This window comes from Nitrospirillum pindoramense, assembly GCF_007827955.1.
In the GTDB taxonomy this organism is placed as follows: Bacteria; Pseudomonadota; Alphaproteobacteria; order Azospirillales; family Azospirillaceae; genus Nitrospirillum; species Nitrospirillum amazonense_B.
In genome coordinates this window covers 15,799-29,722 of sequence record NZ_VITR01000015.1, presented here as the reverse complement: position 1 = coordinate 29,722, position 13,924 = coordinate 15,799, and the positions used below count along the sequence as shown (strand labels likewise).

The following is a 13,924-nucleotide window of genomic DNA, read 5'->3' as shown; positions in this document are numbered from 1 at the left end:
GGAGGCGGCGTCGGCAAGGGACACTGTGCCCATGACCGCCACATTGCGCCCGCTTGCCCTGCGTCCCGTGATGGACACCGACCTGCCGGTTTTCTTCGCTCAGCAGGCCGACCCCATTGCCGCCGACCAAGCGGTATTCGGCACGGCACGGTCGGATGATGAGGGGGCGTTCCTGGCCAAGTGGGCCGTCATCCGGGCCAACCCGGACCTGCTGACACGAACCGTGGAGGCGGACGGTGGCGTGGCGGGCTATGTCGCCCATTTCATTCAGGAGGGCCAGCCCTCCATCAGCTACTGGCTGGGCCGCGCCTATTGGGGCCGGGGCATCGCCACCGCCGCCGTCGCGGCCTTCGTCGCCCGCATCGCCATCCGTCCGCTCTACGCCCGCGTCGCCGTCAGCAACACGGCATCGGCCGGGGTGCTGATCCGCAACGGCTTCCGTCTCGTCGGGTCCGGCCAAGCCCATTCCGCGCGCCTGGGCCAATGGGTGGACGAGGGGGTGTACCGCCTGGACGCGGGCGTTGTGCACAATCAATGACCGCGACCCGGTGGCCCTGGCCCTTGGCAAGCCCCCGCTGCTAGTCTGCGCGCTCATCGGCAGGTTCCCCCGTGATGGATGGTCATGCAGCTGATCAGTACCCTGGCCACGATCGGCTTCGTCCTGCCCCTGTTCCTCGCCCTGGTGGGCGTGCTGCTGGCCCGGCGGGATTATGGGGTCGCGGCGGCGTGGGGCGGCGGCGTGATGATGGCGCTGCTGGTCGCGTTGGCGATCCGCGGGGTGCTGCGCGGTGATCCGGACCTGCCCCATTTCCCAAGCGGGCATGTCACCCTGGCCGTGGCCTTCTATGGCGGGCTGCTGGCCATCTATCTGCGCGGTGGCCTGAATCGGGATCGCACGGCCGTGCCCGTGATCCTGGCCACCCTGGCCGCGATCGCCCTGCTGGAAGGGGTGTCGCGCATCTTGCTGACGGAACACACCTGGGTGGATGTCCTGGGTGGCTTCGCCGTCGGGTCGCTGGGGCTGCTGGCCACCGGCTGCCCCTGGGCGGTGCGCCGCATCCGGGCGGGCTCGCGCCTGTGGCTGGCCGCGACCCTGGCCGTGGCCACCCCCATCGCCTTCATGACCGTCGGCTGGCTGGACGGGCTGATCCGGCACTGGGTAACGCTGTAACGCCGTAGGGCGGAGCCCAAGGGCGGCGTGCCAGGACCCCCTATCCTCCCCGCCCGGATGCCCGGGTGCGACACACCGGCACAGGCCCCGGCGTGGCCAACCCCGTCGGTGACTGAACCGTCTCGAACTTCAAATCCCCAACCCTTTCGACAAGATCCTCGAAGGCCATTGGCGCCATTTATGGGCCGCGCCGGCAATCACGACCGGCAGCGATTTTCGAAACCCCGCCAGCCTTCGCAAGGAAAACATCATGTCCATCACGGCCACGCCCACCCCCGGCGCCAAGCTGCTGACCCCCACCGATCACACCCTGATCATGATCGACTTCCAGTCGCAGATGTCCTTCGCGACCAATTCGATCGACGCCATCATGCTGCGCAACAACGCGGCCCTGGTGGCCAACGCCGCCGCCGGCTTCAAGGTGTCGACCATCCTGACCACCGTGGCGGTGAAGAGCTTCTCCGGCCCGATGTACGCCGAGATCACCGACGCCTTCCCCGGCCAGGATCTGCTGGACCGCACGTCCATGAACACCTGGGAAGACGCCGCGGTGATCCGCCAGATCAACGCCATCGGCAAGTCGCGCATCGTGCTGGCCGGCCTGTGGACCAGCGTCTGCATCGTCGGCCCGGCCCTGTCGGCCATCGACCAGGGCTTTGAAGTCTATGTCATCACCGACGCCTGCGGCGACGTGTCGACCGAGGCGCATGAGCGCGCGGTGGAGCGTATGGTCCAGGCCGGCGCCCGCCCGATCACCGCCCTGCAGTACATGCTGGAACTGCAGCGCGACTGGGCCCGGACCGAGACCTATGACATGACCACCGGCATCGCCAAGAAGTTCGGCGGCGCCTATGGCCTGGGCATCACCTACGCCAAGACCATGTTCAACGCCCACGAGGGCTGAGCCGTCGGCGCGGCCGGGCCTGCGTCCGGCCGCGCCCTTCTTCTGGCGGCAGGGAGAACGCCCCCATGAAAGTCTACCTCTTGTCGCTGGGCGCCGGGTTGCTGGTGGGCGTGATCTACGCCCTGATCAACGTCCGGTCCCCCGCCCCGCCCGTGGTTGCCCTGGTGGGCCTGCTGGGCATCCTGGTGGGTGAGCAGATCCCGCCCCTGCTGAAAACCCTGTGGGCCAAGGAACCGGCCGCCCTGTCCTGGATGCAGGAACAGGTGCGCCCGCACATGTTCGGCCATTTGCCGCAAGGCGCGCCCAAAGCCGCCGCCGCGGACGCCGCCGCACCCGATACCGCTAAAGGGACCTGAGAAATGACCACCGCTGCTGATGTCCAGACGGCCGACCTGATCCTGCATCACGGGCTGTTCACCACGCTGGATCGCGCCAACCCCACCGCCACCGCCGTGGCCGTCAAGGACGGCCGCTTCCTGAAGGTGGGTGGCGAGCGTGAGGTGATGGCCCACGCGGGCCCCGGCACCAAGGTGATCGACCTGAAGGGCCGCCGCGTCCTGCCCGGCCTGATCGACAACCACCTGCACATCATCCGCGGCGGCCTGAATTTCAATATGGAGCTGCGCTGGGACGGCGTGCGCAGCCTGGCCGACGCCATGGCCATGCTGAAGCGCCAAGTGGCCGTCACCCCCGCCCCGCAGTGGGTGCGCGTGGTCGGCGGCTTCACCGAGCACCAGTTCGTGGAAAAGCGCCTGCCCACCATCGAGGAGCTGAACGCCGTGGCGCCGGATACGCCGGTGTTCATCCTGCACCTCTATGACCGCGCGCTGCTGAACGGCGCCGCCCTGCGCGCCGTGGGCTACACCAAGGACACGCCGGAGCCGCCGGGCGGCCAGATCCTGCGCGACGCCAGCGGCAACCCCACCGGCCTGCTGCTGGCCAAGCCCAATGCCGCCATCCTCTACGCCACCCTGGCCAAGGGCCCCAAGCTGCCCTTCGAATACCAGGTGAACTCCACCCGCCATTTCATGCGGGAACTGAACCGGCTGGGCGTCACCGGCGCCATCGACGCCGGCGGCGGCTTCCAGAACTATCCTGATGACTATGAGGTCATCCAGAAGCTGGCGGATGAGGACCTGCTGACCATCCGCCTGGCCTACAACCTGTTCACGCAGAAGCCCAAGGGCGAGAAGGACGACTTCCTGAACTGGACGCGGACCTCGACCTACAAGCAGGGCACCGATTATTTCCGGCACAACGGCGCCGGCGAGATGCTGGTGTTCTCCGCCGCGGACTTCGAGGATTTCCGCCAGCCCCGGCCCGACATGGCGCCGGAGATGGAGGGCGACCTGGAGGAGGTGGTGCGCATCCTGGCACAGAACCGCTGGCCCTGGCGCATGCACGCCACCTATGACGAGACCATCAGCCGCGCCCTGGACGTGTTCGAGAAGGTGAACCAGGACGTGCCGCTGGAGGGCCTGAACTGGTTCTTCGACCACGCCGAGACCATCTCCGACGAATCCATCGACCGCATCGCGGCCTTGGGCGGCGGCATCGCTGTACAGCACCGCATGGCCTACCAGGGCGAATATTTCGTGGAGCGGTATGGCCTGGGGGCCGCCGCCGCCACGCCGCCGGTGGCGCGCATCCTGGAGAAGGGCGTGAAGGTTTCCGCCGGCACCGACGCCACCCGCGTCGCCAGCTACAACCCCTGGGTCTCGCTGGCCTGGCTGATCACCGGCAAGACGGTGGGCGGCCTGCACCTCTACCCCCGCGCCAACTGCCTGGACCGCGAAACGGCCCTGCGCATGTGGACGGAGAACACCACCTGGTTCTCCAACGAGGAGGGCAAGAAGGGCCGCATCCAGGAAGGCCAGCTGGCCGACCTGATCGTGCCGGACCGCGACTTCTTCGCCTGTGCCGAGGATGAGATCGCCGACACCACCGCCCTGCTGACCGTGGTGGGCGGCAAGGTGGTCTATGGCGCCGGCGACTTCGCCGGCCACGACGCCGCCCCCGTGCCGCCGGCCATGCCCGACTGGTCGCCGGTGCGCACCTTCGGCGGCTATGGCGCCTGGAACCTGCTGGAGCCGACGAACACGAAGCTGCAGCGCCAGGCCGCCCAGTCCTGCGGCTGTGACAGCGCCTGCGGCGTGCATGGCCACAGCCACGCCACCGCCTGGTCGGCCAAGCTGCCCATCCGCGACCTGAAGTCTTTTTGGGGCGCCCTGGGCTGCGCCTGCTGGGCCGTCTGATCATGCGGACGGCCCCCCTGGTCCAGTCCGCCGCCCACCTGCTGACGCCCCCCATCGTCCGATGGGTGGCGCTGCTGGGCCTCTGCGCCGCCTATCTCCAGGGCGGGATCAACAAGGCCCTGGATTTCGGCGGGGCCGTGGCCGAACTGGCGCACTTCGGCATGCCGCCCCTTCCCGCCTTGGCGGCGGCGGTCATCGCGCTGGAACTGGGGGCCTCGCTGCTGATCCTGGTCGGCCGCCTGCGCTGGCTGGGCGCCCTGGCCCTGGCGGGCTTCACCCTGTTCGCCACCTTTGTCGCCAACCGCTACTGGACCATGGCGGGCCCTGAGCGCGCCATGACCGCGAACGCCTTTTACGAACATCTGGGACTGGTCGGCGGCTTTCTGCTGGTGGCCTGGCACGACCTGAAGTCCCGCGATCCTTCACCGTCCGCATCCTGATGGGAGCCTTTCCGATGCGTATCCGTTCTTATGCCGCCGCCCTGCTGATGGGCGCCTGCCTGGCCCTGCCCCTGGCGGCACATGCCGCCGCCCCCGCCAGCCCGGCCATCGCCGTGGCGCCGCAGTACGACACCACCCACGTCTATGTGGCGGTGGAGGATGTCGACAAGTTCGTCGCCAGCTTCCTCGCCACCTTCGGCGGGCAGAGCACCAAGCAGGTGGTGGCCACCGTCACGCCGACACCCAGCAGCACCACGTCGCAGCTGCTGCAGACCCCGGTGGGCACCGTCTCCCTCTTCGGGTTCAAGACCCCCGTCCCCTATCCCTTCGGGGCGGAGCGCACGGGCTATCTGGTCACCGACATGGACGTGGCGACCAAGGCCGCCGTCGCCGCCGGCGCCGACGTGCTGGTGGAGCCCTTCCCCGACCCCATCGGCCGCGACACCGTCATCCAGTGGCCGGGTGGCGTGAACATGCAGCTGTACTGGCACACCACGACGCCCAACTACACCGCCTTCGAAACCGTGCCGGAGAACCGCGTCTACGTCTCCGCCCATAAGGTGAAGGAGTTCGTGAAGGACTGGGTGGCCTTCAGCCATGGCAAGGTGGTGTCCGACGACGCCAAGGCCCCGGGCGTGGAAATCGGCCGTCCCAACGACACCTACCGCCGCGTCCGCATCGAGAGCGCCTTCGGCAAGATGACCGTCCTGGTCACCGATGGCCACCTGCCCTGGCCCTATGGCCGGGAGATGACGGGCTATGAGGTCAAAAACCTGGATGAGACCCTGGCCAAGGCCAAGGCCGCCGGCGTGACCGTGGTGGTGGAGCCCTACACCGCCGACCACCGCAAGGCCGTGGTGGTGCAGTTCCCCGGCGGTTACGTCGCCGAAATCCACAGCGCGTCCTAAGACCCGTCATGATCCGCCGACGGCACCCCTCATCACGCCTGTGCCGTCGGCACGTGATGGCATCCACCTTAACCCAGGGCATGCTCACCCTAGGTACCCTGGCCCTGGCCTGCGCGGTTACCGCCAGCGCCAGGGCGCAGGAGGACGACACGATAGAGACGCCCGCGGCCCCGGCCGCGACCCGCCCGGCCATCAAGTCCAACCGGTGGCAGGAGGATTGGTCGGCCCTAGCCGATCCGGCGTTGCGCACCGAGCCGCTGGACGGGCTGAAGTACATCCCGCTGGATGCCACTAATGCTCAAACCTACCTGTCGCTGGGCCTGACCCTGCGCGAGCGGTTCGAGGACAACGAGGCGCCCCTGTTCGGCGTCGGGGGACGCAAGGGCGACAGCTATGTCATTCAGCGCCTGCAAACCCACCTGGACCTGCGCATCGATGGCCATTGGCAGTTGTTCGGCCAGTTCGAGGATGCGCGCGCCTTCGACAAGACCACCCTGACGCCGGCCGACCAGAACCAGGCTGATCTGCGTCAGGCCTTCGTCGCCTACAGCGGCGACCTTGACGATGGCATCACGCTGAAGGTCCGCGCCGGCCGGCAGGAGATGGGCTTCGACCGCCAGCGCTTCGTGTCCACCCGCGATGGCCCCAACGTGCGCCAGGCCTTCGACGCCGTATGGGTGAACGTGGAAAGCGCGCCCTGGCGCGTCATCAGTTTCTGGAGCCACCCGGTGCAGTACCGCACGGGTGAACCGTTCGACGACTATTCCAACACCCATCTGCAATATGGCGGCATCCGCGTGGAACATTCAGGCGTGGGGCCTGGGGAATTATCCGCTTACTATTCCCGCTACCAGAACGACACCGCCAAATACCTGGACGCCAGCGGGCTGGAGCGGCGCGACATCTTCGACGTGCGCTATGCCGGTGCGGCGGCGGGCTTTGACTGGGACGTGGAGGGCATGGCCCAGTGGGGGTCGGTGGGCCCCAAGGCGGTGGGGTCCTGGGCGGTGGGCGCCCTGACCGGCTACACCTTGAGCGATGTCGTCTGGACACCGCGCCTGGGCCTGCAGGCGGATGCCGCCTCGGGCGACGACCGGCCGGGCGACGGGCGGCTGGGCACCTTCAACCCGTTGTTCCCCAATGGCTATTATTTCGCGCTGGCGGGCTACACCGGTTATGCCAACCTGATCCACCTGAAGCCATCGCTGACGGTGAAGCCTTTGCCGAAGCTGAGCCTGATGACGGCGGCGGGCCTGTTGTGGCGGCAGACGACAGAGGACGCCGTCTATGCCCAGCCCACCATCGCCGTTCCCGGCACCGCCGGCAAGGGCACGCCCTGGACGGGTGTCTATGGCCAGCTGCGGGCCGACTATGCCGTGACGGCCAACCTGACGACGGCGGTGGAGGCGGTGCATTACGCCATCGGCGACACCCTGCGGCGTGCCGGCGGGCACGACAGCGATTATCTGGGCATCGAAGTCAAACTGGGATGGTAAGGCCATGAAACAGGGTTTGCCCGTGTTGTTGAGCGTCAACGGCGGCTATGTCGACACCGCCGGCTTCCTGGCCTTGCAGGGGCTGTTCACCGCCCATGTCACCGGCAACTTCGTCACCTTCGGCGCCTCGCTGGTGCTGGGGACGTCGGGGGCGGGGGCCAAGCTGCTGGCCCTGCCGGTGTTCTGCGTGGTGGTGATCCTGTCCCGCTTCCTCTGCGCGGGGCTGGAGCGGCGCCAGGTGCCCATCCTGCGCACCCTGCTGGTGCTGAAGATGCTGCTGCTGGCCGCCGGTGCCGCCCTGGCCATCCATTTCGGCCCCTTTCACGATGGCGACGCCCTGCCGGCCATCGTCACCGGCATGGTGCTGGTGACCGCCATGGCCCTGCAGAACGGCATGCACCGCGCCCATATGAGCACGACACCGCCCACCACCCTGATGACCGGCACCACCACCCAGATCATGATCGACCTGGCCGACCTGATGCGCGGTGTTGGGCCGGAGGCGCGGGCCGCCGCCAAGGGCCGGCTGGGCAAGATGTCGGCCAGCGTCATCGGCTTCGCGCTCGGCTGCGCCGCCGCCGCCGGCCTGTTCCTGGTGGTGCGCGAATGGGCCTTCGTCGTGCCGCCGGTCATCGCCTTCATCGGCGTGCTGGTCGTGGGGAATGAACCCGCCAAGACCTGAGACGCGCCCCCTCGCGCCCGGCCCCGAGGACCGCTATAGTTAGCGGTAACATGCCGAGCGGCGATAAAGGGGGGAACATGAGTGGGACCAAGCGGACGCTGGGTCGATGTGCGACGGTGATCGCGTGCCTGATCCCGCTGGCCGGCGCGCCGATGGCGGGAAATCCAGCCCTGGCGGCCACCGTGGAACGCGCCCCCTGGGGCATGACGCCGGAGGGGGAACGGGCGGAAACGCTGACCCTGTCCACCGAGAACGCCCGGCTGACGCTGTCCACGTACGGCGCGCGCATGGTGTCGCTGCAACTGCCCGACCGCGAGGGCCATAGCTCGGACGTGCTGGTCTTCCCCAAGGACCCGGCGACGCTGGCGGGGTTCTGGGTCATGGCCGGCGCCTCCGTCGGGCGGTTCGCCAACCGCATCGCCAATGGCGCCTTCCCCTTGGACGGCCGCATCTATCAGGTGGACCGCAACCTGGGCCCCAACACCCTGCACGGCGGGGTTAAGGGTTTCGACAACCGGATGTGGCAGGCCAAGGCCGTGGCCGACGGGGTGGAGTTCCATTATGTGTCGGCGGATGGGGAAATGGGCTTCCCCGGCACGATGGACGTGCGCGTGACCTATCGCCTGCTGCAACAGGATGGGCAGACCGTCGTCGCCATCGACTATGCCGCCACGACGGACAAGCCAACGGTGGTCAACCTGACCAACCACGCCTTCTTCAATCTGGCGGGTGCTGGCCAGCCCCTGGACGGGCAGGCGATCACGCTCGCCGCCGACCGCTATACCCCCACCAGCCCCGACGCCATTCCCGATGGCAGCATCGTGCCCGTGGACGGCACCCGCTTCGACCTGCGCCACGCCACCGGGCTCGACGCGATCCTGAAGACCGGCGGCATGGACCAGAACTTCGTCCTGCCCACACCCGGCTCGGTCGCCCCCAGCCTGGCGGCGCCCGTGGCGACGGTGACCGACAGCGCGTCGGGCCGCGTGATGCGGGTCTACACCACCGAGCCCGGCCTGCAATTCTACCTGCCGGCCAAGCCGCCCGCGCTGAACGGCACGCCCGCCCCCGGGTTCTCCCTGGAAACCCAGCACTTCCCGGATTCCCCTAATCATCCGGCCTTCCCCAGCACGATCTTGCGCCCCGGGCAGACCTTCCAATCCACCACCCGCTATGTGTTCACTATCGGGCGGTAAGGGTCACCGACCTCGGAGCCACGACAAACCGTCACGGGCCCTTCTCACGATCGACGTAAGCAAGCCGCTTTTCGGTGAGAGCCGTCAGAACGGCCTCCCGCAAAGCGGTGACCATCCTTAACGGCAGCAGACCGTATTCGACACGCCCAGGGATTCCCGGAATGGGACGCATATCGGGCGAAGGCCAGGCATCGATGTTCGCCTCGCTCAAGATGATCCAGGAAGACCGGTCGGCATCCAAGCCCAAGTGACGCTTGACCGGCAGCTGGACTTCCAAGGCCGGAGTGTCCGCACCAGGCGCCTGCGTTGTTATCGGGACGATCAAGACGCGCCGGTTTCCGGCAACCCCATCAACCGACAACACAACGCAAGCGGGGCGTTCCTTTTCAGCGATGTCCTTGCCCGCCAGCGCCTGGCGTTTCCAGACATACTCATAACGAAACACCAAGCCAGGCTTGGCATCCGGCAACGGCATGTCAGTCAGCCATCAAATGGTCGAGCGCGGCCTGTTCGGCGTCGTAATAGGGTTCCTGCAAGGAGCGGAGAAATTCCTCCGGCATCTCTTCGATGGCAATCACCATCTTGTCACGCTGCTTCAAGCGCTCGAACTCATCAACGGACAGAATCACCAGGCGATCCCGACCATGATAGGTTACGCTTACCGGCTCCCGCAACGCGGCCTCCTGGACTTTGGCCCCATTGCGCTGAAGGTCGAGGGAACTGAACTGTCGCATTCCACCCCTCCATAATATACATAATTTATGATTTTATTCTGATGTGGAGTCAAGATCCCCCTCTGCGGTGATTGGCGGGACTATCCTTCAAATTCGCGCGCATTCTGACAAGAACGGCCGGTCGCCGCCGCCTACCGTGGCCCGCTGTTCGCGTCGATAAACGTTTTGTCGACAAACCATTGGGGAATCATGGGCAGCGTTGGGCAGTTCGAATTCATCCTGCTGCTGCTGGTGGCCATCCTGGGCCTGCGGCTGCTGGCCGGGCGCCTGGGCTTGCCGCCGGCAGCGGCGCTGATCATCGGTGGCATGGGCCTGGCCTTCGTGCCGGGCGTGCCGGCCTTCGACCTGGATCCCGACCTGGTGCTGGTGCTGTTCCTGCCCCCACTGCTGATGGACGGCGCCTATTACACCGTCTGGCGGGAGTTCCGGCGCAACCTGGCCGCCATCCTGCAACTGGCCATCGGCGCGGTACTGTTCACCACCCTGGCCGTGGGTGTCGTCACCCATCTGCTGGTGCCAGACCTGCCCTGGGCGGTGTGCTTCGCCCTGGGCGCGGTGGTGTCGCCCCCCGACGCGGTGGCGGCCAAGGCGGTGCTGGAGCATGTGACCCTGCCCCGCCGCCTGACCGTGCTGTTAGAGGGGGAAAGCCTGCTGAACGACGCCGCCGGCCTGGTGCTGTTCCGCTTCGCCATCGCCGCCGCCCTGACCGGCGCCTTCAGCCTGGGCCAGGCCACCCTGGCCTTCACCGGCCTGGCCATCGGCGGGGTCATCATCGGCGGGGCGCTGGGCTATCTGTGGGTCCGTGCCCTGCATCTGCTGAAGCATGAGCATCTGACCATCACCGCCATCTTCCTGTTGCCTTGGGCCGCCTATATCAGCGGTGAGGCGGCGGGCGTCTCCGGCGTCATCGCCACGGTGGCCGCCGGCCTGGTGCTGGGCTGGCACCAGCATGAGGTTTTCACCGCCAGCGTGCGCCTGATGAGCACCGCCGCCTGGCAGGTCATGGTCTTCGTGCTGGAAGCCCTGGTCTTCATCCTGATCGGCCTGTCGCTGCGGGGCGTGATGAGCCGCCTGGGCGGTGTGGAACACGCGCTGGGCACCCTGGCCGTGCCGGTTTTGGCCGTGCTGGGCACCGTCGTGGTCGCCCGCTTCCTCTGGGTCTTCGCGGCGGAAGGGGCGGGCCAGATCCTGGGCCTGCTGGTGAAGCGACGGCCGCTATGGTCCCCCGCCAGCGCCCTGTTGCTGAGCTGGGCCGGCATGCGCGGCGTGGTCACCCTGGCCGTGGCCCTGTCCATCCCCACCGGGGTGCCGGGGCGCGACCTGATCCTGGCCGCCGCCTTCGCCGTCATCCTGGGCACCGTCCTGATCCAGGGCAGCAGCCTGGGCCCGCTGATCCGCTGGCTGGGCCTGGACAAGTCCGCCGGGCATCAGGGCACGGTGCTGACGGCGCCCCAGGCCATGGCCGCGGTCACCGCCGCGCAGTTGGAAGCGGTGCGCACCCGCGCCCACAATGCCGACGGTAGCGTGCGCCACCCCCGCCTGTTGGAACAGTATACCCACCGCGCCCGGGTGGCCGAGCGCTATTCCAAAGAGCGGGACGTCCTGAGCGCCGACCGCAGCGAGCATTACGACGTGATCCTGGCCACCATCGCCGCCGGCCGGGCGGAAATCCTGCGCCTGCACCGCGCCGGCCGCATCCACGACGACGTGCTGCACGTCCTGGAATATGAGCTGGACTTGCAGGAGATGGCGGCCACCACCTCACGAATGAGGTTGGGTTAAATCGCTCGATGGACGGCCGCGCCAGCGATACCCGCCTGAAAAGCGGATTTATTGATCATCCCGATCAAGAAAATTATCCATGCAATTGTTAAAATTTGACTTCAGAGCCCTGAATCTCAAGATCGCCGCCTGCTGATAACTCCACTGATCTTCAGCCTGATCAGCAAGCTGCTCAAGAAATTCAGCAGGAGGTTCGGGAGCCCTGTGCATGGGACATCTGCCCATCGCCCCTAAGCCTCTCAAAAGCTCTCGGCCAGCCTCGCGATAATTGTTGGCTTTCATCCAGCCTTGAGCCAACGCCCAAGAGTTCAGCACCCGATTGAAACGATCCGCATCAATCGTGGGACCAAGAGCGTGTCGAACCTGGCGCTGGTCGGGATCGGCCGAGCAGGCCCCTCGTTCCTCAGCCATAGCCGGTCCCGCCAGGAGCGTCGCGATAAGCGACGCTCCGATGACGGCCTTACGGCCAAATGCGATAGAGTATTCCATTGCGTCCCTTATAAAGAACGAGGTTATACATGAGCGCTGCTTCCATGTTCGCTATCTCAGCAGCATCCGGCATGGGAATATTCATCCTTGACGGATCTTTGCTATAGCTCATTTGTGATACTCTATTATCCTGATATCCCTCAACAAAACCGGATCCACCGCGCTCATAATCTTTTGAATGCCCCGTCTGTTTGGTCTTAAGAAAAAGGTATTGATCTTCCCCACTTTGAACCAGCGAAAAATTAATTCTTTCATCCATCAGGTATTTGATATCCGAACCGCTGAATGATACTCCAGTCGTCCCATCATCATAAGGATGGGTGTGCTGAGTACCTATGACCGTACCACTATCCGGGTCTTTCAATTGTAGGTCTGGATGAAATTCCGCACTCTTTTCTGATTCCGTCCGCGGCAGTCCACCAATGTTCTGAAACTCCAGTGTCCCATCCCGCCGTGCGACGATGGTAGCCCCCTGCTCCACAACCCATTCCTTCCGGCCTTCGGGTAGTGGCCACCTCGGGTTTGCATTCAGCAGAGGCGCCAGACTTTCCCGCCAAAGGGATTGGCTTTCTTGGTTGATCGTCGGCGAGAAGACGAACATATGCGGCGCATCGAATATCGTTTCTGGAAGAGCAAAATCGGCAGCAGTCGAAACGCGATAAGCCGGTGGCGCTTTCGGGGTATCCGCCGTCTTTTCCCCAAACTGGGCAACCGGCTTGACGGTTGTACGTTGGCTATCAGGCGCATTCGGCTTCGCTTCAACCGCCCCACCCATCGCTCCCGTGCCATCTTCATTCGTCCAGCGTCCGTGCCCGTCACGCGGCTGGTCGGGGCTGTACTTCGCCAGGTTGTCGTTGGCCTGAGCCAAGCGGACAGCGGCATCCCAGTCCGGTTCGGGTAGACGCAAGTGTACAGCGCGGATCATCGCCTGAGTCAGGTCGCCCCGATTGAGCGCTTCGGCGATCTTGACGAGACCGGCGTGAACATGGGCGCCCGGTTCCCTGCTTTTATAAGCGCGCTTGAGCAGTGTTCCCACTTCGGCCATGGGGCGCGTGCTTGGAAGCCGCCAGCGCCCTTTATCAACAAGGGCACGCCAGCCAGAGTCAGCTCGTCCGCCGTGCAACGGACACCCAGACTACCCGGTCCGTTGCTCAGACGGTACCGCCGTTGCCAACCATCCATGTTTGCTCTCCCTCTTGATGGAAGAGCAACATATGTTCCTATTTTGTTCTTGTCAATCAGGGGGCGAAACCGCCCCTACATCCTCATCCTCCGCCAGCACCGTGATGGCCTTGCGGCAGAAATCCACCCACAGCGTTTCCGCCATCACGCCGGCCTGCAGCACCAGATGCCGCAGTTCCCGCTGGCGGCTGTCGGCGCCGTCGCCGAAGTCGCGCCGTTCGATTTCCTGATACAGCGCCAGCTTTTCCAGGTGCTGCGCCAGGCGGCTTTCGATGTCGCGCACCAGGTCGGTGGGGCCGATCACCGCCTCGGCCCGCAGGCGCACCATCAACTCATCGCGCAGGGGTTTGGGCTCCCGCGCCTCCCCCGTCCAGCGGCGCAGTTCCTCCCGCCCCGCCGGCAGAACCTGATAGGCGCGCTTACGGCCCCGGCCGGCCTCCGGCTCCAGGGCCGTGATCCAGCCTAGTTCCTCCAGCCGCTTTAGCTCGCGGTAAATCTGCTGGTGCGTCGCCTGCCAGAAAAAGCCGATGGAGCGGTCGAAGCGGCCGGCCAGTTCGGAACCGGAGCAGGGACGTTCCAGCAGAGCGGTCAGCAGGGCGTGGGGCAGGGACATGAAGGCTCGATCCAGGAACGCGGCCCCTAACGGTACCCGGCCGGCCTGGCTTTATGCAACCAGTTGCACAAA

The 13,924-nt window shown here is 66.1% G+C and carries 16 protein-coding genes; 11 read left to right on the top strand and 5 right to left on the bottom strand.

All coding sequences use genetic code 11. The annotated features are described in order from the left end of the window. Positions 1–31: 31 nt before the first annotated feature. The 10 genes from FBZ90_RS22080 (at position 32) to FBZ90_RS22035 (ending at position 9,052) form a co-directional block, all read left to right on the top strand. Positions 32–538 (top strand): GNAT family N-acetyltransferase, encoded by a 507-nt coding sequence (locus FBZ90_RS22080; protein WP_145735158.1) that lies wholly within the window; start codon positions 32–34, stop codon positions 536–538. Positions 539–622: 84 nt separating this feature from the next. Further along, a complete protein-coding gene (locus FBZ90_RS22075) occupies positions 623–1,171 on the top strand; it encodes a phosphatase PAP2 family protein (protein ID WP_186455986.1) in 549 nt (182 codons plus the stop codon). A gap of 250 nt (positions 1,172–1,421) precedes the next feature. Continuing rightward, on the top strand, positions 1,422–2,075 hold the full coding sequence (locus tag FBZ90_RS22070; RefSeq protein WP_145735156.1) for a hydrolase: 654 nt from the start codon (positions 1,422–1,424) through the stop codon (positions 2,073–2,075). A 65-nt stretch (positions 2,076–2,140) separates the two neighbouring features. Next, positions 2,141–2,431 (top strand): XapX domain-containing protein, encoded by a 291-nt coding sequence (locus FBZ90_RS22065; RefSeq protein WP_145735155.1) that lies wholly within the window; start codon positions 2,141–2,143, stop codon positions 2,429–2,431. Positions 2,432–2,434: 3 nt separating this feature from the next. Then, a complete protein-coding gene (locus FBZ90_RS22060) occupies positions 2,435–4,330 on the top strand; it encodes an amidohydrolase (RefSeq protein ID WP_145735154.1) in 1,896 nt (631 codons plus the stop codon). A gap of 2 nt (positions 4,331–4,332) precedes the next feature. Further along, on the top strand, positions 4,333–4,770 hold the full coding sequence (locus tag FBZ90_RS22055; protein ID WP_145735153.1) for a DoxX family protein: 438 nt from the start codon (positions 4,333–4,335) through the stop codon (positions 4,768–4,770). A gap of 14 nt (positions 4,771–4,784) precedes the next feature. Next, a complete protein-coding gene (locus tag FBZ90_RS22050) occupies positions 4,785–5,678 on the top strand; it encodes a VOC family protein (protein ID WP_145735152.1) in 894 nt (297 codons plus the stop codon). A 56-nt stretch (positions 5,679–5,734) separates the two neighbouring features. Then, positions 5,735–7,174 carry an alginate export family protein gene (locus FBZ90_RS22045; RefSeq protein ID WP_246130681.1) on the top strand — a complete coding sequence of 480 codons (1,440 nt, stop codon included), beginning with the start codon at positions 5,735–5,737 and terminating at the stop codon, positions 7,172–7,174. A gap of 4 nt (positions 7,175–7,178) precedes the next feature. After that, positions 7,179–7,856 (top strand): YoaK family protein, encoded by a 678-nt coding sequence (locus FBZ90_RS22040; RefSeq protein ID WP_145735150.1) that lies wholly within the window; start codon positions 7,179–7,181, stop codon positions 7,854–7,856. Positions 7,857–7,933: 77 nt separating this feature from the next. Then, the gene (locus FBZ90_RS22035; RefSeq protein ID WP_145735149.1) at positions 7,934–9,052 is read left to right on the top strand and encodes an aldose epimerase family protein; all 1,119 of its coding nucleotides are present in this window, start codon (positions 7,934–7,936) and stop codon (positions 9,050–9,052) included. A 31-nt stretch (positions 9,053–9,083) separates the two neighbouring features. Here the strand turns inward: FBZ90_RS22035 and FBZ90_RS22030 are convergent, their stop codons facing one another. Together FBZ90_RS22030 and FBZ90_RS22025 are read right to left on the bottom strand one after the other, a co-directional pair. Continuing rightward, positions 9,084–9,527: a type II toxin-antitoxin system PemK/MazF family toxin gene (locus FBZ90_RS22030; RefSeq protein WP_145735148.1), complete on the bottom strand. Its 444-nt coding sequence runs from the start codon at positions 9,525–9,527 to the stop codon at positions 9,084–9,086. Position 9,528: 1 nt separating this feature from the next. Beyond that, positions 9,529–9,786, bottom strand: a complete 258-nt coding sequence (locus tag FBZ90_RS22025) for a type II toxin-antitoxin system Phd/YefM family antitoxin (RefSeq protein WP_145735147.1) — start codon at positions 9,784–9,786, stop codon at positions 9,529–9,531. Between the two features lie 189 nt (positions 9,787–9,975). On the opposite strand from FBZ90_RS22025, the gene FBZ90_RS22020 reads away from it, so the two are divergent. Beyond that, positions 9,976–11,568, top strand: coding sequence for a Na+/H+ antiporter (locus FBZ90_RS22020; protein WP_145735146.1), 1,593 nt, complete (start codon positions 9,976–9,978; stop codon positions 11,566–11,568). A 48-nt stretch (positions 11,569–11,616) separates the two neighbouring features. Here FBZ90_RS22020 and FBZ90_RS22015 read toward each other — a convergent pair whose 3' ends face one another. From FBZ90_RS22015 to FBZ90_RS22005, 3 genes are all read right to left on the bottom strand, one after another. Beyond that, complete coding sequence (locus FBZ90_RS22015) at positions 11,617–12,057, bottom strand: hypothetical protein (protein WP_145735145.1); 441 nt, start codon at positions 12,055–12,057, stop codon at positions 11,617–11,619. Next, complete coding sequence (locus FBZ90_RS22010) at positions 12,029–13,102, bottom strand: hypothetical protein (RefSeq protein ID WP_145735144.1); 1,074 nt, start codon at positions 13,100–13,102, stop codon at positions 12,029–12,031. The genes FBZ90_RS22015 and FBZ90_RS22010 overlap by 29 nt, the downstream gene beginning before the upstream one ends. A 189-nt stretch (positions 13,103–13,291) precedes the next feature. After that, positions 13,292–13,852, bottom strand: coding sequence for a PadR family transcriptional regulator (locus FBZ90_RS22005; RefSeq protein ID WP_145735143.1), 561 nt, complete (start codon positions 13,850–13,852; stop codon positions 13,292–13,294). Positions 13,853–13,924: the final 72 nt, after the last annotated feature.

What these genes read in the sequence shown, in the direction of transcription:
- FBZ90_RS22030 (WP_145735148.1), bottom strand. Translation starts at nt 9,527, where the DNA reads ATGCCGTTGCCGGATGCCAAGCCTGGCTTGGTGTTTCGTTATGAGTAT.
- FBZ90_RS22080 (WP_145735158.1), top strand. Translation starts at nt 32, where the DNA reads ATGACCGCCACATTGCGCCCGCTTGCCCTGCGTCCCGTGATGGACACC.
- FBZ90_RS22010 (WP_145735144.1), bottom strand. Translation starts at nt 13,102, where the DNA reads ATGGCCGAAGTGGGAACACTGCTCAAGCGCGCTTATAAAAGCAGGGAA.
- FBZ90_RS22040 (WP_145735150.1), top strand. Translation starts at nt 7,179, where the DNA reads ATGAAACAGGGTTTGCCCGTGTTGTTGAGCGTCAACGGCGGCTATGTC.
- FBZ90_RS22015 (WP_145735145.1), bottom strand. Translation starts at nt 12,057, where the DNA reads ATGGAATACTCTATCGCATTTGGCCGTAAGGCCGTCATCGGAGCGTCG.
- FBZ90_RS22055 (WP_145735153.1), top strand. Translation starts at nt 4,333, where the DNA reads ATGCGGACGGCCCCCCTGGTCCAGTCCGCCGCCCACCTGCTGACGCCC.
- FBZ90_RS22065 (WP_145735155.1), top strand. Translation starts at nt 2,141, where the DNA reads ATGAAAGTCTACCTCTTGTCGCTGGGCGCCGGGTTGCTGGTGGGCGTG.
- FBZ90_RS22020 (WP_145735146.1), top strand. Translation starts at nt 9,976, where the DNA reads ATGGGCAGCGTTGGGCAGTTCGAATTCATCCTGCTGCTGCTGGTGGCC.
- FBZ90_RS22070 (WP_145735156.1), top strand. Translation starts at nt 1,422, where the DNA reads ATGTCCATCACGGCCACGCCCACCCCCGGCGCCAAGCTGCTGACCCCC.
- FBZ90_RS22025 (WP_145735147.1), bottom strand. Translation starts at nt 9,786, where the DNA reads ATGCGACAGTTCAGTTCCCTCGACCTTCAGCGCAATGGGGCCAAAGTC.
- FBZ90_RS22050 (WP_145735152.1), top strand. Translation starts at nt 4,785, where the DNA reads ATGCGTATCCGTTCTTATGCCGCCGCCCTGCTGATGGGCGCCTGCCTG.
- FBZ90_RS22075 (WP_186455986.1), top strand. Translation starts at nt 623, where the DNA reads ATGCAGCTGATCAGTACCCTGGCCACGATCGGCTTCGTCCTGCCCCTG.
- FBZ90_RS22005 (WP_145735143.1), bottom strand. Translation starts at nt 13,852, where the DNA reads ATGTCCCTGCCCCACGCCCTGCTGACCGCTCTGCTGGAACGTCCCTGC.
- FBZ90_RS22060 (WP_145735154.1), top strand. Translation starts at nt 2,435, where the DNA reads ATGACCACCGCTGCTGATGTCCAGACGGCCGACCTGATCCTGCATCAC.
- FBZ90_RS22045 (WP_246130681.1), top strand. Translation starts at nt 5,735, where the DNA reads ATGGCATCCACCTTAACCCAGGGCATGCTCACCCTAGGTACCCTGGCC.
- FBZ90_RS22035 (WP_145735149.1), top strand. Translation starts at nt 7,934, where the DNA reads ATGAGTGGGACCAAGCGGACGCTGGGTCGATGTGCGACGGTGATCGCG.